This window comes from Photobacterium sp., assembly GCF_033720175.1.
Classification (GTDB): domain Bacteria; phylum Pseudomonadota; class Gammaproteobacteria; order Enterobacterales; family Vibrionaceae; genus Photobacterium.
Window position 1 is genome coordinate 1 of record NZ_JAWWDA010000028.1, and the last position, 22209, is coordinate 22209.

Below are 22209 nucleotides of genomic sequence, written 5' to 3' on the forward strand. Positions count from 1 at the left end.
CTATCCCTTTGACTAATTTCATGACGATGCTTTAGCCAGTAGTAAAACCCACTACGCGATACAGCAAGAACCTTGGCCATTCTCATTACGGAGAACTGCTCAAGGTGCACTTGCATGAACTCGAAGCTCGCTATTTTAGATGTTTCGCGAAGTAGGTGGCGGCTTTTTTTACTATTTCAAGCTCCTCCGCTTGCTCGGCGAGGAGGCGCTTTAGACGAGCGTTTTCGGCTGCAAGATCAGCCTCGCGTTCACTGGCGGAGTCCTTCTTTCCGTTCTTACGCCAGCCGTATATTTGGGAAGCATGTAGATTGAGTTGCCGTGCTGCCTCTGGAACCGATGTTCTTTCCGCAAGCTTAAGCGCCTGTTCCTTAAACTCTTCGGTGTGCTTGATACGTGTTTTAGTTTTTGTCATTGTTTACCTCGTTAAGTGATTTTACTCGCTTAACTCGGTGTCTAAAACTGCTGGTTCAGATCATTACTTTAGGTATTACGAAAAACAAACGCTTTTGTGGGACTTTATGGAACGTTACGGAATCGTAACTTGCTGATTTTAATAAGTTTTAGATAAGAAAAAAGACGTCCTAGGACGTCTTGATTCAAGAATATGGCGGTGAGGGAGGGATTCGAACCCTCGATACGTTGCCGTATACACACTTTCCAGGCGTGCTCCTTCAGCCACTCGGACACCTCACCACAAATTGTTGTTGAACGCTGTGCGTCACAACGCAGCGTACTATAGTGATCAGGGACGGTCTGGTCAACTAAATTCAATCAAATCAGCATTATTTGTGCTTTTATTCAGCAAATTACACCGCATTCAACAAATAACGGCAGACGACTACTGCTCAGGTTTAACCGGGCTGTTACAATATCAAAAATTATTCACCAGCATTATTCTGTGGCGATTCAAATCAGTGTGGTCTCGGTTGCACGCAAAGAAATGAATAGTGGCACGAATAAACGAATTGAGATTTAGTATGTCCTCACAACCTTCTTCACAACTGACAGTGTTACTTCAAGACCCGGACCTTGCAGACCAGCTATTATCTGAAGCGCAAACCCGAGGCTTTGTTACCGCAATGGCAGCAGCCCCTCACCTTCTTGACCCATCGGAGTGGCTTGCTTTTCTATGGGGCGGGGATGAAATATCGCCGTTTACCAGCCATGAAGATCTTGAAGCTTATGCTAACGCGATCATTAATATTTGGAATGAAAGCCGTGAAGCACTACTTTCAGGTAGCTGGCAGTGGCCAGAAACGTGCTCACTCGATGACAAAGAGCTGGTGTCTGAAGATACCCGTGATTTTGCAGAAGGCATGTTGCAAGGCTGGCAACTAACCCGTGATGACTGGGAAACCATTATGCCTGAAGACAGTGAAGATAATGCACTGCTAGGCGGCGTACTGTTGTCTATCAGCCTACTGTATGATCCGGAAAATGCCATGATGGTTCTGGCTGAAGAAGGTGCTGATGGGCTTGCTCAGTTTGAAGAAATCTTCAACTCAGTCCCTACGATGATATGTGGTCTGACTCTGCGTGCACAGGCTTTAGTAAAGTTGCACTAATAGAGTATTGACCGGCTATAGTACATAAAAATGGCGGCTCAAATGGCCGCCACTTCAAAAAAGATCCGGAAAGTACGCTTAAGCGTTACCTTTCACCTTCAATTGCAATTCAGCTGCAAAATCAAGCATGCGGTTTAACGGGATCAATGACTTCTCGCGCAGCGACTCATCAACAAAGACCTCGTGTTTCTCGCCACCTTCTCGCAGTCCCAGCTCAATGGCTTTCAGGCCGTTCATTGCCATCCACGGGCAGTGGGCACAACTACGGCATGTTGCCCCGGCACCCGCCGTTGGTGCTTCCATTAACTCTTTTCCCGGTACCATTTGTTGCATCTTAAAGAAGATGCCTTTATCAGTCGCAACGATTAACTGCTTATTGGGTAGCTCTTTAGCCGCTTTAATCAACTGGCTGGTAGAGCCAACGGCGTCAGCCAAAGCAACAACGCTTGCGGGTGATTCCGGGTGAACAAGAACGGCAGCGTCAGGATACAGGGCTTTCATATCACGTAAAGCTTTCGCTGAAAACTCGTCGTGCACCACACACTCGCCCTGCCACAGCAGCATCTCGGCACCAGTTTGCTTTTGGATGTAAGCCCCTAAATGGCGATCTGGCCCCCAGATGATTTTCTTACCTTCACTATCAAGGTGCTCGACAATTTCAAGTGCGATACTGGATGTTACCACCCAGTCAGCACGTGCTTTTACTGCGGCTGACGTATTGGCATACACCACAACGGTATGATCGGGGTGGGCATCACAAAACTCGGTAAATTTATCTGCCGGGCAACCTAAATCAAGCGAGCATTCGGCTTCCAGAGTCGGCATCAGTACCTGTTTTTCAGGCGTCAGAATTTTTGCTGATTCCCCCATAAAGCGAACACCGCATATAATCAACGTTTTCGCCGGATGTTGATTACCAAAACGGGCCATCTCCAGAGAATCGCCAACAAAACCGCCGGTTTCTTCTGCCAGGGCCTGAATTTCAGGATCGGTATAGTAGTGGGCAACCAAAACTGCATTTTTTTGCTTCAGCAGGCTTTTGATTTTCGCTTTGTATTCCAGCTTATCTGCATCTGACAGTTGCACTGGCTTAGGTGGAAACGGATAAATCATTTCAGAGGGATCGAATGTTAGGCTCATGGCTCACTTGCTCTATCAGCTGGTCCTTACTAATCCGGATATTATACACTGCTAAAGCGTGTTTTATCACCTTTGATGCAAAGCTTTGCGTTTATGGCTCTATCCTAACCTTTGTCGACAGGCATACAAAAAGACCAGCGAGGGCGCTGGCCTTTAACCATTAATTCCGGCGATCAATTACCAAGCTTCTTCAGGTGACTTTCAGCCTGACGCGAACTGGTTGAATCCGGATACGCAGAAATAACATCTTGATAGTATTTCTTCGCCTCTCCGGGCTTTTTGCTGCGTTCGGCAATCACACCCAATTTCAGCATCGCATCGGCGCGTTTATTAGAGTCTTTAACACTGGCAACCGCGATAAAGTTCTCACTCGCTTCCGATAACTGATTCTGGGTAAAGTACAGCTGACCCAACCAATAATGTGCATTCGGCTTATAAGCAGACTCAGGATAAGCGGTTAAAAATTCATTGAAAGCTGTCACAGCACCGACATAATCCTTTTCTTTCAGAATAAGATTTACGGCTTTTTCATACGCTTCGTTTTCACTCACGTTGCTGGTATAAGTTTCTGAAGATGCTGATTTAGCCCCCATATCTTCAGCCTCTTTTTTCTGAGGCTGTCGACTTAATGTATCAACTTCGCGGTATAGTTCGCGCTGACGTTCAAGCATCTGACTTAAATCATAGCTATTGCGTTCAACCAAACCACGGAGCTCATCCATTTCAGATGCAATCTGATCCAGCTGGCGCTGCATATCAAGCTGTACCTGATTACGGGATTCAAGCATCCGCTCCAAGCGCTCAAGACTGCTGCCTTGAGCACCATTACTGTTGAGTTCAGTAACCGGAGCAGGTGCGGCGACCACCTGGGTCGCCGCACCAACCAGCAACGCTAATGCAATATTTCGCATAATGTTACTGTTCATAATGTTTACCTGTGATTAGTAAACAAGAACCGCACGACGGTTCTTCGCATAGTCAACGTCAGTATGGCCAAGAACTAGAGGCTTTTCTTCACCATAGCTAACGATTGAGATTTGGCTAGCAGATACACCCAGTGCTTGCAGGTATTTTGCAACAGCGGTTGCACGGCGTTCACCCAGTGCAATGTTGTACTCTGGCGTACCACGCTCATCGGCATGACCTTCAACGATAACTTTCATCTCTGGGTTGCCGCTCAGGTATTCTGCGTGAGCTTCTAGCATTACCTGGAAATCAGCCTGAATTTCGGCATTATCAAACTTAAAGTAAACAGTTTGCTCTTGACGAAGCTCCTGGCTACGTAGTTCTTGCTCAGACAGTGCAGCTGAACCACCGTCAACCGGTGTTGTCACTACAGTTTGCTCTGCACTTGTACCTGTTGTAGATGTTTCGGAAGCAGCTGAACTATCAGTGCTTTCAGTTGAGCTACATGCTGCAAGAGTCATCATTGGCAGCGCAATTGCCAGTCCCTTTAAAATTTTATTCAGTTGCATTTTATTTTTCCTTTCTTATCACTATTTACGGTGAGTGTTATTGGAACGGCCCCCAGGAGGGAGCTCGTACACGCCCGTTCGTCGCAGGTAATCGTGCTTTAAAACGGCCATCAATCGACACTAACGACAACTCATTAGATTTATTATTTACTGAGCTGTAGATAACCATGCCGCCATTAGGAGCTATGCTTGGCGACTCATCCAAAAATGTTTTTGTTAAAATTTGAAGAGCACCGGTTTTCAAGTCTTGTTTGGCAATGTTGTACCCAGAATCTGATCTGTGCACCATCACCAGATATCGACCATCGGGCGTCAATTGACCCCCAAGGTTTTGACTTCCCTGCCAAGTCAGGCGCTTAGTCAGACCATCAGCTAAATTTACTCGATATATCTGAGGTTTACCACCTCTGTCTGAAGTAAAGATCAAAGACTGACTATCTGGGTTCCAGAAAGCTTCGGTATTATTTGCCCGGCCACGGGTAACCTGAGTCAGTTTTTTTGTGGCCAGATCTTTTACGTAAATCTGCAGGCTGCCACTTTTCGATAACACCATCGCCAGTTTCTTTCCATCCGGTGAGAAACGCGGGGCACCATTATGACGCGGGAAAGAGGTGATCATTTCACGGGTACCTTTATAGATATCCATAATAAAAATCTGTGCTTGTTTGTTCTCGAAACTGACGTAAGCTAATTTACTGCCATCAGGTGACCAGGCCGGTGACATCAAGGGCTGTTGCGATTTCAGTACCAGTCGCTCATTAAAGCCATCATAGTCGGCAACACGCAGCTGATACGGGTACTTCGCCTTATCGTCAATAACAACGTAAGCAATGCGGGTTAAAAAGGCCCCGCGTTCGCTGGTTAATTTCTCGTATACCACATCGGAAATACGGTGGGCATATTGACGAAGACGGCTTTCCTTCACGGTGGCACGGTTATTTACTAGCAGGTGATCTTTGGTCAGAACCAGTTCGCCATTGCTCAAACCACGGCTGTCACCACTGGTTAACTGGCCGCGAACCAGATCAACCAATTGATAATGAATGACATAATTACCATCCGCATTCAGGCTGATCTTGCCCGTCACTAAAGCATCCACGCCCAGTGATATCCAGGCTGTGTAGTCAACTTGCTCTTCGCTGTATGGCGTTTGCGGCATTTTACTGGTCGCAATCGGACTGAATTTACCGCTTCGACGTAAATCTGAAGCAATGACCGATGAGATATCGGTGGGCAGTTTGCCTTCCCCTTCCCATTGAAACGGCACCACGCCTATCGGGCGGGCTGAGTCAATGCCTTCGGTAATGACCAGTTCAAGTTCAGCTTGTGCGATTTGGCTAAAACTCAAAAGAGCAATACACAAGCCCATAATCCAACGTTTCATCAACAGCTCCTTAATCATTGTGGGCTTACAGTCAGTCTGATACTGCGAAGTTTCTCGATAACCAGAGGATCATCAGGCATCGGGAACTGGCTCACTTTCACCACCGCCGCTTTCGCGGCTCGGCACAAACTTTTATCTCCGCCCGCTTCCGATGCATCAAGTAATAAACCATTAGCAGACAAGCGCATAGTCAAAATGCACTCTTTACCCAAAAAGCCCTGGTCTACCAGCAAATTTTGCTGGATCATCTGAGTGTAGATGATGCCATAACGGTCAGCTTCATCAGTTACAAACTGGCCTCGCGCCCCGCCACGTTGCTCGGTTTCCGCTTCTAAGCCAGAAAACATGTCGTTCAGCGCGGCTTCTTGCTGGCGCTGTAACTCTTTCGCTTCGGCGGCCTTTCGCTGAGCTTCCTTCGCTGCAGCTTCAGCTTTACGGGTTTCTTCTTCCGCTTTTTTCTTTGCTGCAACTTTCGCCTTGCGATCTTCTTCTGCTTTACGTGCAGCTTCTTCTGCCTTGCGCTGCTCTTTTACCTTTTCCTGGCGCGCTAATTCGGCTTTACGGGTTTCTTCTTCCGCCTTACGTGTCGCTTCTTGTTTTGCTTTGCGCTCAGCATCAGCTTTTGCTGCCTGCTGCTTGGCAACACGTGTCGCTTCGTCCGCCTTACGTTTCTCTTCTGCCGCTTGCTTTTTCTCTTGCTCTTTGACCGCAGCAACACGCTTGCGATCGGCTTCCGCTTTACGGGTTTCTTTTTCCGCTTGCAGCTTATCGGCTTTCAGTTCCCGCAGACGTTGCTCTTCTGCTTTACGCTGCTTCTCTAGTGAGTCCGCTTGCTGCTCAAGCCGTTTTAGCCGATCTTGTTCTGCTTGCTTTGCGGCATTACGTTGTTGTCGGATCTTCTGGGCCTGCTGGTTCACCAGCGCAGGATCGACAACCACGGCTTTAATTGTATTGCCGTGTATTTTCGGTTTATCCATAGTGAAATCCGTTCCCCATAACAGCGCAGCGAACAGTAACGCATGTAGACATAACGAAATGATGACGGCCACACTGTAATTATTCTTTTTCATCCAGCCGCCTGCCTATTGCTCTAAGGGTTCGGTCATCAAGCCAACAGATCCAACCCCGGCCTGATTCAGGGCATCGAGTGTTTCAATAATAAAGGAATATGACACTCGCCCATCTCCCCCCACCATCACTGCCGACTTAGGATTTATTTGCAACTCGGCCTTAACTCGGGTCAATAGATCTCTTTGTGCCAAACCGCGGATCATCTCGCCATTATCGACACTCAACCCCAGATTGCCATCTTGATCAACCTCAACAATAATAGGGGCACCATCACTGTTTTCAGCCAGTTCAGCGGCTGTTTTGGCTGTCTGTGTTGACGGGAGTTCGACATCCACCCCCTGAGTGACAAAAGGCGCGGTGACCATAAAGATGATCAACAGTACCAGCATTACATCAATGTAAGGAACGACATTGATTTCAGCCGTCATTTTTCGCTTCTTAGGCTGATAATTCATGGTTTATTACTCCTGACCGGCGGCAAATGCCTGACGGTGAAGAATACTTGAAAATTCTTCCATAAAGGTTGCGTAGGTGTGTTCCAGCTTAGAAACCTGATTGGTAAGCTTGTTATAAAACATAACCGCCGGGATCGCGGCAAACAGACCCATCGCAGTCGCCACAAGCGCTTCGGCAATACCCGGCGCGACCATGGCCAATGTGGCTTGCTTCACCGCACCTAAGGCGATAAAGGCGTGCATGATCCCCCAGACAGTACCAAACAGGCCTATATAGGGGCTGATTGAACCGACGGTAGCAAGGAAAGGAAGGCTGGTTTCCAGCTCATCGACTTCACGAGACAATGAAACGCGCATTGCCCGGCCCGTACCTTCCATCACGGCTTCCGGTACCTTGCCATTGCTGCGGTGCAGACGGGCAAACTCTTTGAAACCCGAGTAAAAAATCTGTTCAGTTCCCATCAGGTTGTCTTTACGCGCCTGAACTTCCTGATAAAGCTGTGAGAGATCAACGCCCGACCAGAAACGATCCTCAAAACGCTCAGCCTTGTTGGCAGCATGAGACAGTATCTGGGACCGTTTGATAATCATCGCCCAGGAAGCCACTGACATACCAAGTAGTATCAGCATAACGATCTTAACCAGCAGGCTGGCCTGCAAGAAAAGATCTAGAATCGAAAGTTCAGCATTCACTTAGATATCTCCGACTTAATATTTTCTGGAATAGCGATAGGTTTCATTGTCACAGGATTGATACAGGCTACCCTAACCGTAGCTTTACACAAGATTTGACCATCATTGTTAACTAAATCCTGACAAAATTCGATGGAAGCTTTGCGCACGGTGTCAGCTTTAGTACGTATGACAAGTTTTTCATCTAATCGTGCACCTCTGAGAAAATCAATGTCCATATGACGTACAACAAAGCTGGTATTGTCATCAAACATGCTTTGCTGGCTAACGCCAATACTGCGTAATAATTCAGTGCGGGCACGTTCGAAAAACTTGAGGTAATTGGAGTGGTATACCAGCCCTCCCAAATCGGTATCTTCGTAGTAAATGGTTACGGGCCATTTAAATACGTTTTTTTCTGTCATTTTCATTCCACAATAATGCCATTGAGTAAATAGCTGAATCCATGGACTAGCGGTATTTACTACGCTGTTTTTACTGACTACGATTTAAGTCGCTTACTATACCTAACTTAATGAGCTTTATGAAATTAAGAGAAAATAACTTGACCTCTATCAGGTAACATAATGTCAATTCTCAAGTTCAAATTCACATCAATCTTACCTCCATCCCCATTACACTTGGCGATTATGAATAAAAAAACAGCCTACTGCAAAACGCAATAGGCTGTTTAATCTGTAACGAGTTGTGACAATGTTTAAAACACGCGCAACTGTAAGATGTAAATGAGTACCGGCACTGCGAGGTATGGCGTAAAAATGATCTGCCAGTACCAGCGGCGTGGAATAAAGCCCACCCCGAAAATCAGTGCTGCGCAGGTCGCCCAAATCAATGCTATTGATATAATCGGGCCAAAACCGCCTATCGCCAGAGCAAAATCCGAAGGATCCCACATCACCAGGCCTGCCGACATTAATGCCAACAGCAAAGACAATGCGCGTAGCAGCGCATTATCCAGTGGTTGATGCAGTCTCTTTACCCAGAGGCTCAGGTTACTCACCCTTGTTATCCATATCTTCGGTTGTTTCAAGCCATAGGGCATTGATGATACCGAACGAGCAGGCTAGCAGAACACCTAAAATCCAAGCGAAATACCACATAGTCTGTCTCCTTAGTAAAGTGAACTCTTGTTTTCTTCGATAAACTTGTTATCAAGACGGCCAAACATTTTGTAGTAACACCATATGGTGTAACTAAGGATGATAGGTACCATAACAAACGCTACGCCTGTCATAATGTTCAGCGTAAGCTCACTTGACGTTGAATCCCACATAGTCAGGCTATGACTCGGAACCAGGCTTGATGGCACAACAAACGGGAATAGTGCAAAACCAAACGTCAGGATAATACCCGCCATGGTCAGGCTGGATGTCAGGAACGCAAAGCCAGCACGATTAGCGCGAGACGCCACCACGGTTAGCAATGGCATAACCACAGCAATTAATGGTGCAAGCCATAGCAGCGGATACGCATCAAAGTTTGCAAATAATGCACCAGATTCACGCATAACTTCTTTTGCTAATGGGTTCGACGGCCCATCAGTGATGATCTCAGAAGTAATAACGAAACCTTCAATGCTCTGTGCCCAAAAACCGGCGATCGCAAAACAGACTGCCGTCGCCAGCGCAGTGATTGGTGCAACGTTGCGCGCTCGAACATGTAGCTCGTCGGTCGTTTTCATCTGCAAGTATGTTGCCCCCTGAGTGACAATCATCATTAGGCTGACAATGCCGCAAAGCAGTGCAAACGGATTCAACAGCCCCAAGAAAGACCCTTTGTAAGTCGGGATCAACAGATCACTTAGCTCAAAAGGAACACCCTGAAGCAAGTTACCGAAAGCCACACCAAAGATCACTGGCGGTACAAAGCTGCCCACAAAGATCGCTTTATCCCATGTATTGCGCCATTTTGGTGATTCAATCTTCGAACGGTAATCAAAACCTAGCGGGCGTAACCAAAGTGCCGCCAGCGTCAGTACCATTGCAAAGTAGAAACCAGAGAATGCCGTCGCATACACCAAAGGCCATGCGGCAAACAGTGCCCCACCGGCGGTGATTAACCAAACCTGGTTACCGTCCCAGTGTGGAGCAATCGAGTTAATCATAACCCGGCGTTCTGTATCGGTTTTACCGATCACGTTAGTTAGAATACCAACGCCCATATCAAAACCATCTGTCACAGCAAAACCGATGCAAAGCACACCAATTAGCACCCACCAGATGAATCGCAATACTTCATATTCAAACATTGCTTACTCTCCCTAACTACGCTTCAACCTGACGCGATACCACATTCTGCGGAGCATCATTTTGTTCAAAGTGATAACGACCTGTTTTCAGGCTGCTTGGACCAAGACGAGTGAACTTAATCATCAGGTACATTTCAGCAATCAGGAAGACAGTGTATAGCGCTATCATCGCAACGATTGTTGTGATAATCGCTGATGGTTCTAAATTAGATACCGCCATTGACACTGGCAGGATCTCACCGACAGCCCATGGCTGGCGACCATACTCAGCAACGAACCAACCCGCTTCAACAGCGATCCATGGTAATGGAAGACCATACAGCGCAGCGCGTAGAATCCACTTCTTCTGCGTGATCTTATGACGACAGGTCTGAATGAACGCAGCACCAATAATACCGAGCATCAGGAAACCGGAAGCAACCATAATCCGGAAGCTCCAGAACAGCGGCCACACTGTCGGGATAGAGTCATCTGCGGCTTTAGCGATATCTTCTTCGGTTGCATCAACCACGTTATCGGCATACGGCTTAAGCAGGAAGCCATAACCAAGATCGTGTTTCACATCATCAAATGCTGCAATATTTTCCGGTGAGCGTTCGCCATTTCGCAGTTTATCTAACAAACCGTAAGCAACCATACCATTACGGATACGTACTTCATGCTCTGCTTTCAGATCGCGCAACCCTGTAACTTCGGTATCAATAGAGCGCGTCGCAATAATACCCATCAGATAAGGGATCTTAATCGCATAATCTGTTTCCATGGTTTCCTGATTAGGCAGGCCAAACAGGGTGAAAGCCGCTGGTGCTTCTTCGGTGTGCCATTCAGCTTCAATCGCAGCCAGCTTGCTTTTCTGTACATCACCCAGCTCATAGCCGGATTCATCACCCAGAATAATAACCGATACAATCGAGGCCATACCAAAAGAGGCGGCAATCGCAAATGAACGACGGGCAAAAGGAATATCCCGGCCTTTAAGCAGGTAGTAAGAGCTGATACCAAGAACGAACATTGCCCCCGTAACGTAACCCGATGCAACCGTATGGACGAATTTCACCTGAGCAACCGGATTCAGAATAACCTCAGCAAAGCTCACCATTTCCATACGCATGGTTTCAAAGTTAAATTCGGCACCCACTGGGTTTTGCATCCAGCCGTTAGCAACCAGGATCCACAGTGCGGAGAAGTTAGAAGCAATTGCCACCAGCCATGTTACGGCAAGGTGTTGGCGCTTAGACAGACGGTCCCAGCCAAAGAAGAAAAGACCGACTAGAGTAGATTCGAGGAAGAACGCCATTAAGGCTTCGATTGCCAGCGGAGCACCAAAGATGTCGCCAACATAGTGGGAGTAGTATGCCCAGTTTGTACCAAACTGGAACTCCATGGTCAGGCCAGTACTTACACCCAACGCAAAGTTAATACCAAAAAGTTTACCCCAGAACTTGGTCATGTCCTTGTAGATTTGCTTTCCAGTCATTACATAGACTGATTCCATGATGGCAAGCAGGAACGCCATCCCCAGAGTCAGTGGTACGAACAAAAAGTGATACATCGCAGTTAATGCGAACTGTAACCGCGATAGTTCGACGATATCAGTGAACATTGAGAACTCCTTTTTTCGTCAGGCTGACTGACGACAGTACGACACAGTGTACCGATTATTGGGCTTAGCAAAAAAAACGTAGCCTATATCACTTTAATTGATGCAAAACTGCAATTTGGGCCAACTCCCTGATGGTCACCTGATAAATCAAGGCCCCATCCGGTGTTGCAGTTCTGTGCCAAATTAGTTGATTTATTGTTAAGCTACAGCTAATAAAGTCATTGCTAATATTACTTATATTAGCCGCCCACAGCAAAGGATTTATCGCACAATTTGCTTTGATGGAGATCAATAAACCCTGTTCATATTTTAATCAGTGTCATTTTGGTTGATATAAATCAAATTTCAAAAAACAGCTTAAGCGGATTTATAATTCGGAAAATGACCGTTATTTTCCCCAAAAAAAATCACCTGATAAACTGTCATACCGCTCTGTTTTTATTCTTCACACCTTTGTCATTAACCACTATTTAAATAATGATAAAATCATAACCACTCATAAAAACCGCAACAATAATAAAAATAAACACTTTAAAACATAGACTTATTGAAAAAATGAAAGTAAGTCTAATTACTTTTTGTAATGCAATGATGCGAAAACATCGCATTACTCCGTCAGGGAAATACCTGCCATCAGCATCAGAAGCCGATTGTTCAGCCCAGACAGCAGCAGTGTATTTTTAGGCAGGTTGTAAACGGTTTCCCCCGCATGGCCTGAAGAGATTGAGGACGTCGTTATTGCCGGTATTTTCGAAAAAATCTTCACTCTGTAGCAACCGGAACGGTTGAGTTGTGCAAACGTGCCTGCTAAAAAGTACGTCTATTTGTGAGATTCGAACCAATTTAAACGAGGATTATTTGGAAAATAACGCTGATGTTTCGCTTATCCATCGCCTGATTTGTCATTATTTTGTAAACAACAGCGACGATAAGTGGCACCTTAGCAAGAAATAACCGGCACAAATAAAAAAACGAGGCCAGCTGGCTTCGTTTTTTTTACATTTAGGTTACCTGCACAGCCATCAACATCGCTGAGCGGTATTAGCGCGCTTCGGGTATATCTAAACCAAAGTGTAAATACGCACGGTGGGTAGCAATCCGTCCCCTCGGGGTGCGCTGCAGGTAGCCCTGCTGGATCAAGTACGGCTCAAGCACATCTTCGATAGTATCTTTCTCTTCGCCGATTGCCGCAGCCAGGTTATCCAGCCCTACCGGCCCACCCATAAATTTATCAATGATGGCCAGTAACAACTTACGGTCCATATAATCAAAGCCACTGCTATCGACGTCCAACATATCTAATGCTTTCGCCGCGGTATCCGGACAGATATGGCCATTGCCTTTGACTTCGGCATAATCACGCACTCGGCGCAGTAAACGGTTAGCGATACGTGGCGTGCCACGGGCACGCTTAGCCATTTCCATCGCCCCCTCTTCTTGCATTGAGAGCCCCAGACAATTTGCACTTCGCTTCACAATGTCTTTTAAATCTTCGACTTTGTAATATTCAAGACGCTGTGTAATACCAAAACGATCGCGCAGCGGTGACGTCAGCGAACCGGCCCGCGTGGTTGCACCAATTAATGTAAAAGGCGGTAAGTCAATCTTGATAGATCGCGCAGCCGGCCCTTCACCAATCATGATATCCAGCTGATAGTCTTCCATGGCCGGATACAATATCTCTTCTACCTGAGGGCTGAGACGATGGATCTCATCAATAAATAACACATCATTAGGTTCAAGGTTCGTCAGCAATGCCGCTAAATCACCGGCTTTTTCTAACACCGGACCCGAAGTGGTACGAATACTCACCCCCATTTCGTTGGCTACAATATTCGCCAACGTTGTTTTACCAAGGCCTGGAGGACCAAAAATCAATAAATGATCGAGTGCTTCTTCACGGAGCTGGGCTGCTTTGATGAAGATTTCCATCTGGCTACGTACATGATCCTGCCCCTGATAATCATCAAGTAACTTAGGACGAATCGCGCGATCAATAACCTCATCGTCACGGCTTTCGAATGTATTTGATATTAATCGATCTGCTTCAATCATAATGAACTATGCCTGTTTCGCCTTACACCATTGAACGCAGTGCTTCGCGGATGATGTTTTCGCTACTCATGTCAGGTTTCACTACTTGTGATACCACTTTTGACGCTTGTTGTGGTTTATAACCCAGTGCAACCAATGCACTGACGGCTTCATCTTCGGCGCGAACAGAAGCAGGACCCTCAACAGATGCCTTCGATGCCGCAGCATCCGAAGCCGGTGTAAAGAGATCCCCTTCTCCCCACCCTTTCAGGCGATCCTTCATTTCAACCACCAGACGCTCGGCGGTTTTCTTTCCGACGCCAGGGATTTTGACTAAGGTACTTATGTCTTCATTCTCGACACTCAGCACAAACTGACTGGCAGTCATTGCAGACAAGATGGCCAGGCCCAGTTTAGGTCCGACACCATTGGCTTTAATCACTTCGCGAAACAGCTCTCGCTCGCTCTTTTTATTAAAGCCATACAACAGCTGAGCATCTTCCCGGACAATAAAGTGAGTACAGAGAATGGCTTCCTGGCCCACTTCCGGCAGTTCATAAAAACAAATCATCGGCATTTGAACTTCATAGCCGATACCGCCGACCTCGATGGTTACTTCAGGCGGTTGTTTTTCTAAAATCGTTCCACGTAGTCGGCCAATCACGGCAAAATCTCTGTCTGAATTGAAATGGGCTCTAGGATAGTAAAGTGCTGGATGGATATCCAGCACTTTATCTCTGTCGTATTTAGGAAAGGAGGGGAGTTAGACAGTGTAAGCTGATGCTCACTTAGCCGCGATCTGAACAGATACCACCGCATTCAGCCCATCGGCTAATGCTTTAAGGGCTTCTACTTGCAGTGCTAGTTGTGCCCCCTGGGCCGCAACTGACTCTGATACCTGATTGGTTTCCACCACGCCATTAGCCACTTCGGTACTTGCCGCATTCAGCTCTTTCAGTGCATGAACCTGATGGCTCATGATATCTGCCAGCTGATTCACATCCGTCGAGATACTGCCGACTTGCTCAATAATTCCCGTCAGTTCTTGCGCCGTTGCCTGAATAACTTTCTGGCCGTGATCCACTTCTTTACTGCTTTTCTCTAGCAACGCACGAATTTCAACCGCCGAATCATTACTTTTTGCCGACAGCTCGCGTACCTGATCGGCGACAACGGCAAATCCTCTACCCTGTTCGCCTGCTCTGGCCGCTTCAATGGCGGCGTTTAACGCCAGTAGATTGGTTTGTTCTGCAACCGAAGTGATTAAGTCTGCCACTAACACAATTTCGTTATTACTGCTCAGAATACGTGCGATGGCGTTGGTCGACGCATCTAACGACTCGGAACTCTTCTGTGCTTGCTGACCAATCATCTGACTACGGCTTTTCAGTTCAGTGACAAAGCGATCTGACTCATCAATATCTGACGTCATCTGAATCAACTGCTGGTTCATCTGCTCTGCAGCACTGGCCTGAGAGTCACAGTTAACATTTAAATGATTCACTTGCTGGTGCAATTCACCCGATTGCTGTTCAAGCTGGTTAGCGACCTCTGATAGCTGGCAAGCATTACCGCTGGCCTGATGTAGCACGACGGATAACTGCTGCTCGCCTTGCTGTGCCTTCTCTGCGGTTATCTGGCTTTGCTGTTGCGCCAGCTCTGAAGCAACAATCGCCGAGTGACGCTGTTTCATCGTGTAAGCCTGTGCAACGCCGATAACCACCAGAGGCATAATCATTCCCGACCAGGTTTCTACAACCAACGCTGAATCTGACAAGACTAAATCAGGGAAAACCTGACCAGCTAGAAATGCGTTCACCATCCAGGCTGCGGCCGCAATCACCAATGAGCTCCAAATCGTCGCCAGCAACGGTTTTGCGGTAAGAAAAAAAGCAATAATCAGCAATGGAATCCAAAAAGCCTGAGTAGAAGTAACAATACCGCCCGTTTGATAAACGATATTCAGAGCATGAGTGACCATACCCAGGAAGCCAATATTAAGGGCTAAACCCGGGGTCCGAAAAATACGTAACACTACCCCGGCAAGCACTTCACAACCAATCAGGATTAATGACGTCAGCACGAACAGTGAATGATCATGCTGATACCATTTGATCAGACTATACAAGCCGACAAAAAATGACAGCAAAGTGAAAAATAATAATGTATCAACATGACGGGCTTGCTCTCCCTGCCATGACTCAGAAGAAGGCAAAAATAATTTTCGCCAGAATGCTAATGGGGTCATCATTTTCTATCTCTTAATACCAATCACGTCAGTCAACTTATATGACCTCCGACCAATATATGCTAGTTAGTGATATTTCTATAAAACAAAAAGCAGCCAGGGGCTGCTTTTATGATCGGGTTAGCATATTGTAAAAACCATTTCATCAATACACATTATAATGATGATCTTCATGACCTTATCTGTAACGCCCCCGACGAGCACTGCTGGCATGGCCCGCCATAGCAATAAGCGTCTTATGAGTATGGGCATGACAAATTGCGACCGCTAAGGCATCAGCAGCATCGGCTTGGGGCTTTCCCGGTAATTTCAATACTGAGCATACCATATGCTGTACCTGTGCTTTATCGGCCCCACCCGTACCAACCACGGCTTGTTTAATCAAGCGGGCGGCATATTCACTGACCGGAAGATCACCATTCACGGCAGCAACAATAGCACTGCCGCGGGCTTGGCCAAGTTTGAGGGCTGAACTGGCGTTTTTACCCATAAAAACTTCTTCAATCGCAAATGCATCAGGTTGGAATTGGGTGATAACTTCAGAGACGCCTGCATAAATTTGCTTTAACCGACCGGGAATATCTTCAGCCGAGGTACGGATACACCCGCTGCCAAGGTATTCGAGGTGTCGCCCGACTTGGCGGATCACACCATAACCGGTGATTCGAGAACCGGGATCAATTCCTAAGATGACTGTCATTCAGTTATAGCTGCTCTGCCACTTCATCGGTAATATCACCGTTGTGATAAACTTCCTGAACATCATCCAGATCTTCAAGGGCATCGATCAGACGCAACAACTTAGGCGCTGTCGTGATATCCAGTTCGGCTTTTGTCGAAGGAACCAGCGTCACCTCTGCATTTACCGCTTCAAAACCTGCCGCATCCAACGCATCTTTTACCGTACCGAAGTCTGACGGGGTGGTGTAAACGTCGATTGAACCATCATCGTTTGTTTCAACATCATCAGCACCGCCTTCCAGCGCCGCTTCCATGATTGCATCTTCATCGATACCCGGAGCATACGAAATCACACCTTTCTTATCGAACAGGTAGTTAACGCTTCCATCGGTCCCCAGATTACCACCCGATTTACTGAATGCGTGACGTACCCCTGAAACCGTACGGTTACGGTTATCCGTCATACATTCAACCATTACCGCAGTACCTGCCGGGCCGTAGCCTTCATAGATAACCGTTTCCAGGTCATCTTCACCTTCACCGCCGGCACCACGCTTAACCGCGCGGTTGATGGTGTCACGTGTCATATTGTTTGATAGTGCTTTATCAACAGCCGCACGTAAACGTGGATTATTTTCAGCTTCCGGGCCACCTTCTTTGGTTGCCACTACGATTTCACGGATTAGTTTTGTGAAGATTTTGCCACGTTTAGAATCTTGTGCAGCTTTACGGTGTTTGATGTTGGCAAATTTACTATGACCAGCCATGAATACTCCGAATTAGAATTAGCTTGTAGGCTTAACATTTCACGAGGATGAAAAAATGGCCAGTGAAACCACTGGCCAAAAAGAACACTGCGCTTAACTAAAGTACTTGGTCTTTATTCAGCATTCTTTTCTGTAACATTGTTTTCTTTCGCGGTATCTTTTTTTGCAATAGCAACGGCAATAGACAACTCTTCGAGTGATGCCGGGTTCGCAAGACTTGGCGCATTCGTTAACAGGCAAGAAGCTGCTGTTGTTTTAGGGAATGCAATAACATCACGAATGTTATCAGTACCACATAGCAGCATGACTAGACGGTCAAGACCGAAAGCCAGACCCGCGTGTGGTGGCGTACCGTACTTCAATGCTTCCAGTAAGAAACCAAACTTCGACTGCTGCTCTTCAGCGTTAATACCCAGCAGATCAAACACGGCCGCTTGCATCTCTGCATTGTGGATACGTACTGAACCACCGCCCACTTCGTAACCGTTGATGACCATATCATATGCATCCGAGTTAACACTCTCAGGATTAACGGCTAATTCTTCAGCAGTGACACCCAAAGGAGAAGTGAACGGGTGGTGCATGGCATGCAGGTTACCCTCGTCATCGTCTTCGAACATCGGGAAGTCAACAACCCATAGTGGAGCCCACGCACTCTTATCTGACAGGTCAAGGTCTTCACCCAGCTTCAAGCGCAGTGCGCCCATTGATTCCGTAACAATGCGCTTTTTATCGGCACCGAACAAGATGATATCACCCGTTTCTGCATTGGTACGTTCCAGAATGGCGGCAACAACTTCCTCGTTCAGGAATTTCGCTACCGGAGACTGAATGCCGGCCAGACCCGCTTCGCGATCATTGACCTTCGCCCAAGCCAGGCCCTTCGCGCCGTAGATAGTTGCAAATCGGGTGTACTCATCAATTTGTTTGCGAGATAGTGATGCACCACCAGGTACACGGATCACCGCCACTCGGCCTTTCGGATCGTTAGCCGGGCCGGCAAACACTTTGAAGTCGACATCTTTTAGCAGATCTGCAACGTCCACCAGCTCTAGCGGGTTACGTAGATCCGGCTTATCCGAACCGAAACGTCGCATTGCTTCTTCATACGACATCGTTGGGAAAGTACCCAGATCAACACCCAGTAACTCTTTCCACATTTCGGTGATCATACGCTCAGTCACTTCACGCACTTGCTCTGCGCTCATGAAAGAGGTTTCAATATCGATCTGAGTAAATTCCGGCTGACGGTCAGCACGCAAATCTTCATCACGGAAACATTTAACGATCTGGTAGTAGCGATCGAAACCAGACATCATCAACAGCTGTTTAAAGAGCTGAGGAGATTGTGGCAACGCATAGAAGCTACCTTTATGGACACGGCTCGGTACTAAATAATCTCGGGCACCTTCCGGTGTCGCTTTGGTCAGAACCGGTGTTTCGATGTCTAAGAATGCGTTGTCATCAAGGAAGCGACGAACAAAGCTTGATGCTTTCGCACGCAGCTTGATGCGGTCGCTCATTTCAGGACGACGCAAATCTAAATAACGGAATTTAAGGCGCTGTTCTTCAGTATTTGTCTGATTGAAGTCTAGCGGTAGCACGTCAGAGCGGTTGATAATTTCCAGGCCTGTTGCCAGTATTTCAACTTCACCGGTCGCCATGCCTTTGTTTACCTGGCTCTCTGGGCGAATACGTACTTCACCCGTCAGGTGAATACAAAATTCGTTGCGCAGTTGGTTAGCCACTTCGAATACATCTTTCATATCCGGATCGACGACTACCTGAACAATACCTTCACGATCTCGCATATCGACGAAGATCAGACCGCCTAAGTCACGGCGACGATTAACCCAGCCGCATAATTCTACTGTTTGTCCTGCTAGGGACTTGTTCAGGTGACCACAATATTGGGTGCGCATATGAAATTCCCGATCTATTTACTAACTTTCCTGTGAGCGATTTCAGCAAGCGAATTACTTACCTTGCACAGGCTGATTCATTCCCGGCCACAAACCGTTCAATATTCATCCAATTTAAGATGTTAAGTGGGGCCGAGACGTAAAAATGACGAAACATTATAAAGCAAAAAATCCAATGAAGGAAAAATCACAGCCATAATTCAATGAAAAAGACCAAGAACCATTTCGCTAAAGACAAATGATCGCATTTTCTCTACAATACGCGACCTTTCAGGGATCACCTTCGTTAAACTCAGGGAACCCTGTTTTTTTAGTTAAGAGGTTCGTGAGAATGGCAGGCCACGATAATATTTTTGCGGCACCAATCGAAAAGCTGGGCGATTTTACATTCGATGCAAAAGTCGCTGAAGTTTTTCCGGATATGATTCAACGCTCTGTACCCGGTTACAGCAATATCATTTCCGCTATTGGCATGTTAGCGGAACGCTTCGCCAAACCCCATTCGAAGATTTACGATCTGGGTTGTTCGTTAGGTGCCGCAACCTTGTCGATGCGCCGTCATATCAATCAAGAAGGCTGTGAAATCATCGCCGTTGATAATTCAGCCGCCATGGTTGAGCGTTGTCGCCTTCACATTGACGCCTACCGTTCAGACACCCCCGTACAGGTGGTAGAAGCCGATATCCGTGATATCGAGATCACCGATGCTTCCGTTGTTGTTCTGAACTTTACCCTGCAGTTCCTGGTACCGGAAGACCGACAGCGTCTGCTGGAAAAAATCTACGCCGGGCTGCGACCGGGAGGGATCCTGATCCTTTCCGAAAAATATATTTTTGACGATGAGCGTGCGCACGAGCTGCTGATCGACTTGCATCACGACTTTAAACGCGCCAACGGTTATAGCGAACTTGAAATAAGCCAGAAACGCAGTGCCATTGAAAATGTCATGCGTCCTGACAATATTGAAACCCATAAAACGCGCTTTACCAATATTGGCTTCAGCAGCAGTGAAGTCTGGTTTCAGTGTTTCAACTTCGGCTCTATGTTTGCCATTAAATAAGGTATTTCGTTCCAATATGTTTAGTTTTTCTGAATTTTATCAGCTGATTGCCCAGCACGACCAATTACGCCCTTGGCTAAATACTTTGCCAAAGCAACTAAGTGACTGGGAAGAGGCCGAACATGGCGATATGGGACGTTGGATCCGGGCATTGAACAAATTTCCGACCTACAAACCGGATCTTGTTGATCTCAAAGATGCTGTCAGCGTAAAAAATGAAGACGCTATTGCATCGGGAGAGCAAAAACGTCTGGAAAGCCTGCTACGTCTGTTGCACCCATGGCGTAAAGGCCCCTATCAGATCCATGGCATTCATATTGATACTGAGTGGCGTTCTGACTGGAAATGGGATCGCCTGTTACCGCACATCTCTCCGTTAACAGGTCGTTCTGTGCTGGATGTGGGCTGTGGTAACGGTTATCACATGTGGCGCATGCTGGGTGAAGGTGCCAAACTGGCCGTTGGTATTGACCCATCCAACCTGTTCTTAATTCAGTTTGAAGCGATTCGCCGTTTAATGGGCAATGACAACCGCGCCTTTTTATTGCCTTTAGGTATTGAGCAACTCCCTGAACTGAAAGCCTTTGATACCGTTTTCAGCATGGGTGTACTGTATCACCGCCGCTCCCCACTCGACCATATCATCCAACTGAAGAACCAGCTGCGCAAAGATGGTGAAGTGGTGTTGGAAACCCTGGTTATTGATGGCGACGAAAATGACGTTCTGATCCCGACACATCGTTACGCCCAAATGCATAACGTCTATTTCTTCCCCTCAGCCAAAGCACTCAAAGTCTGGATGGAGAAGTGCGGCTTCGTTGACGTTCGTATCGTTGATGAATGTGTCACCACCACCGATGAGCAACGCTCGACAGACTGGATGACAAACAATTCATTGCCTGAATACTTGAACCCGGAAGATCCCACTAAAACGATTGAAGGCTACCCGGCGCCAAAACGCGCTATCCTGATCGCTAGGAATCCTGACTAAGCACTGACAAAGGGATGCTATTCGCATCCCTTTTTATACGCTAAACTATCGCTGTCTATAGAAAAATAAGAAGTATCTCTGGGAGACACCATGCTTCGCCGCAGTATACCGTTACTTACTTTCGCAATACTTTCCGGCTGCACCCTTGCGCCGTCGCATGACCAAGAAAAAACGTTGCATGCCATTACGGCAATGGAAACTAACGTTAACGGTCAACTTACCGCAATGTCAGAACAAATAAATGAACAGAATGAATACATTGCTAATCTTGAAAAAGAGCTATCATCAATTGCAGAAGATTTGAATAGAGAAAAAACGAGTGCCGATACCAGATCTCAGGTCATGGTTGAGACAAATATCATCCCGCCCTCTGTCATTAAACCTGTCGCTGATCCCAAGGTGGCACATGGTAAAGCTATTCTGGGCGAAGAAGAATGGGTTTGGCTAGACTCAGTACAATCACGCTTTAAAGCCCGAATTGATTCTGGCGCAACCACATCATCACTGAATGCCCTCGATATCCAAATTTTCGAGCGCGACGGTAAAGAATGGGTTCGTTTTAATCTGAACCATAACTCTGAGGTCTATGAGCCCAAGCCGGAGATCGTTGAAGCACCGGTTTTACGTTGGGTGAAGATCCGCCAGTCGACGTCTGAAAACGCCAGTCGACGTCCAGTTATTGAAGCATGGGTGAACCTGGGGCCATTGCATGAGAAAACGCAGTTTACCTTGGCTGATCGTAGCCAGATGGTTTATCCGGTGCTACTAGGCCGCGAGTTTTTTAAAGACATTGCACTTGTTGATGTTGGCAAACAATATGTTCAGGGACAGAGTGTTCACAAGCCGAATATTCAATAGATAAAACGCTAACA

General features: G+C 46.8%; 22 protein-coding genes, 1 tRNA gene and 1 pseudogene. 4 read left to right on the forward strand and 20 right to left on the reverse strand.

Features of this window, described 5'->3' with window-relative positions:
• Together R3289_RS20120 and R3289_RS20125 are read right to left on the reverse strand one after the other, a co-directional pair.
• A pseudogene (locus R3289_RS20120) lies at window positions 1-412 on the reverse strand (transposase); the annotation flags it as partial.
• Between the two features lie 193 nt (window positions 413-605).
• Window positions 606-693 (reverse strand) — tRNA-Ser (locus R3289_RS20125).
• A 284-nt stretch (window positions 694-977) separates the two neighbouring features.
• Between R3289_RS20125 and R3289_RS20130 the strand changes: the two genes are divergently transcribed.
• Window positions 978-1565, forward strand: coding sequence for a UPF0149 family protein (locus tag R3289_RS20130; protein ID WP_318927694.1), 588 nt, complete (start codon window positions 978-980; stop codon window positions 1563-1565).
• A gap of 78 nt (window positions 1566-1643) precedes the next feature.
• Here R3289_RS20130 and nadA read toward each other — a convergent pair whose 3' ends face one another.
• From nadA to aspS, 18 genes are all read right to left on the reverse strand, one after another.
• On the reverse strand, window positions 1644-2705 hold the full coding sequence (gene nadA, locus R3289_RS20135; protein ID WP_318927695.1) for a quinolinate synthase NadA: 1062 nt from the start codon (window positions 2703-2705) through the stop codon (window positions 1644-1646).
• Between the two features lie 173 nt (window positions 2706-2878).
• Window positions 2879-3631, reverse strand: coding sequence for a tol-pal system protein YbgF (gene ybgF, locus R3289_RS20140; RefSeq protein ID WP_318927696.1), 753 nt, complete (start codon window positions 3629-3631; stop codon window positions 2879-2881).
• A 15-nt stretch (window positions 3632-3646) separates the two neighbouring features.
• The gene (gene pal / locus R3289_RS20145) at window positions 3647-4180 is read right to left on the reverse strand and encodes a peptidoglycan-associated lipoprotein Pal (protein WP_318927697.1); all 534 of its coding nucleotides are present in this window, start codon (window positions 4178-4180) and stop codon (window positions 3647-3649) included.
• 37 nt (window positions 4181-4217) lie between these two features.
• Complete coding sequence (gene tolB, locus R3289_RS20150; protein ID WP_318927698.1) at window positions 4218-5567, reverse strand: Tol-Pal system beta propeller repeat protein TolB; 1350 nt, start codon at window positions 5565-5567, stop codon at window positions 4218-4220.
• An 11-nt stretch (window positions 5568-5578) separates the two neighbouring features.
• Window positions 5579-6634 carry a cell envelope integrity protein TolA gene (gene tolA, locus R3289_RS20155; protein WP_318927699.1) on the reverse strand — a complete coding sequence of 352 codons (1056 nt, stop codon included), beginning with the start codon at window positions 6632-6634 and terminating at the stop codon, window positions 5579-5581.
• 12 nt (window positions 6635-6646) lie between these two features.
• Window positions 6647-7090, reverse strand: a complete 444-nt coding sequence (gene tolR / locus R3289_RS20160) for a protein TolR (protein ID WP_318927700.1) — start codon at window positions 7088-7090, stop codon at window positions 6647-6649.
• Window positions 7091-7096: 6 nt separating this feature from the next.
• A complete protein-coding gene (tolQ, locus tag R3289_RS20165; protein WP_318927701.1) occupies window positions 7097-7783 on the reverse strand; it encodes a protein TolQ in 687 nt (228 codons plus the stop codon).
• On the reverse strand, window positions 7780-8187 hold the full coding sequence (gene ybgC / locus R3289_RS20170) for a tol-pal system-associated acyl-CoA thioesterase (RefSeq protein WP_318927702.1): 408 nt from the start codon (window positions 8185-8187) through the stop codon (window positions 7780-7782). Before ybgC ends, tolQ begins: the two co-directional genes overlap by 4 nt.
• Before the next feature lie 293 nt (window positions 8188-8480).
• Complete coding sequence (gene ybgE / locus R3289_RS20175) at window positions 8481-8783, reverse strand: cyd operon protein YbgE (protein ID WP_318927703.1); 303 nt, start codon at window positions 8781-8783, stop codon at window positions 8481-8483.
• The gene (gene cydX / locus R3289_RS20180) at window positions 8776-8883 is read right to left on the reverse strand and encodes a cytochrome bd-I oxidase subunit CydX (protein ID WP_006233074.1); all 108 of its coding nucleotides are present in this window, start codon (window positions 8881-8883) and stop codon (window positions 8776-8778) included. The genes ybgE and cydX overlap by 8 nt, the downstream gene beginning before the upstream one ends.
• An 11-nt stretch (window positions 8884-8894) precedes the next feature.
• The gene (gene cydB / locus R3289_RS20185) at window positions 8895-10031 is read right to left on the reverse strand and encodes a cytochrome d ubiquinol oxidase subunit II (RefSeq protein WP_318927704.1); all 1137 of its coding nucleotides are present in this window, start codon (window positions 10029-10031) and stop codon (window positions 8895-8897) included.
• A 16-nt stretch (window positions 10032-10047) separates the two neighbouring features.
• Window positions 10048-11634 (reverse strand): cytochrome ubiquinol oxidase subunit I, encoded by a 1587-nt coding sequence (gene cydA / locus R3289_RS20190; protein ID WP_318927705.1) that lies wholly within the window; start codon window positions 11632-11634, stop codon window positions 10048-10050.
• 1041 nt (window positions 11635-12675) lie between these two features.
• Complete coding sequence (ruvB, locus tag R3289_RS20195) at window positions 12676-13689, reverse strand: Holliday junction branch migration DNA helicase RuvB (protein WP_318927706.1); 1014 nt, start codon at window positions 13687-13689, stop codon at window positions 12676-12678.
• 22 nt (window positions 13690-13711) lie between these two features.
• Complete coding sequence (gene ruvA / locus R3289_RS20200) at window positions 13712-14332, reverse strand: Holliday junction branch migration protein RuvA (protein WP_318927719.1); 621 nt, start codon at window positions 14330-14332, stop codon at window positions 13712-13714.
• Window positions 14333-14452: 120 nt separating this feature from the next.
• Window positions 14453-15916, reverse strand: a complete 1464-nt coding sequence (locus R3289_RS20205) for a methyl-accepting chemotaxis protein (protein WP_318927720.1) — start codon at window positions 15914-15916, stop codon at window positions 14453-14455.
• A gap of 178 nt (window positions 15917-16094) precedes the next feature.
• Entirely contained in the window at window positions 16095-16616 is a 522-nt protein-coding gene (gene ruvC / locus R3289_RS20210) for a crossover junction endodeoxyribonuclease RuvC (RefSeq protein WP_318927707.1), read from the reverse strand.
• A 4-nt stretch (window positions 16617-16620) separates the two neighbouring features.
• Window positions 16621-17364: a YebC/PmpR family DNA-binding transcriptional regulator gene (locus tag R3289_RS20215; RefSeq protein WP_318927708.1), complete on the reverse strand. Its 744-nt coding sequence runs from the start codon at window positions 17362-17364 to the stop codon at window positions 16621-16623.
• A 113-nt stretch (window positions 17365-17477) separates the two neighbouring features.
• Window positions 17478-19286 carry an aspartate--tRNA ligase gene (aspS, locus tag R3289_RS20220; protein WP_318927709.1) on the reverse strand — a complete coding sequence of 603 codons (1809 nt, stop codon included), beginning with the start codon at window positions 19284-19286 and terminating at the stop codon, window positions 17478-17480.
• Between the two features lie 331 nt (window positions 19287-19617).
• On the opposite strand from aspS, the gene cmoA reads away from it, so the two are divergent.
• From cmoA to R3289_RS20235, 3 genes are all read left to right on the forward strand, one after another.
• Window positions 19618-20346, forward strand: coding sequence for a carboxy-S-adenosyl-L-methionine synthase CmoA (gene cmoA, locus R3289_RS20225; protein WP_318927710.1), 729 nt, complete (start codon window positions 19618-19620; stop codon window positions 20344-20346).
• A 16-nt stretch (window positions 20347-20362) separates the two neighbouring features.
• A complete protein-coding gene (gene cmoB / locus R3289_RS20230; protein ID WP_318927711.1) occupies window positions 20363-21337 on the forward strand; it encodes a tRNA 5-methoxyuridine(34)/uridine 5-oxyacetic acid(34) synthase CmoB in 975 nt (324 codons plus the stop codon).
• Window positions 21338-21427: 90 nt separating this feature from the next.
• Complete coding sequence (locus tag R3289_RS20235) at window positions 21428-22195, forward strand: ATP-dependent zinc protease (protein WP_318927712.1); 768 nt, start codon at window positions 21428-21430, stop codon at window positions 22193-22195.
• Window positions 22196-22209 lie beyond the last annotated feature (14 nt).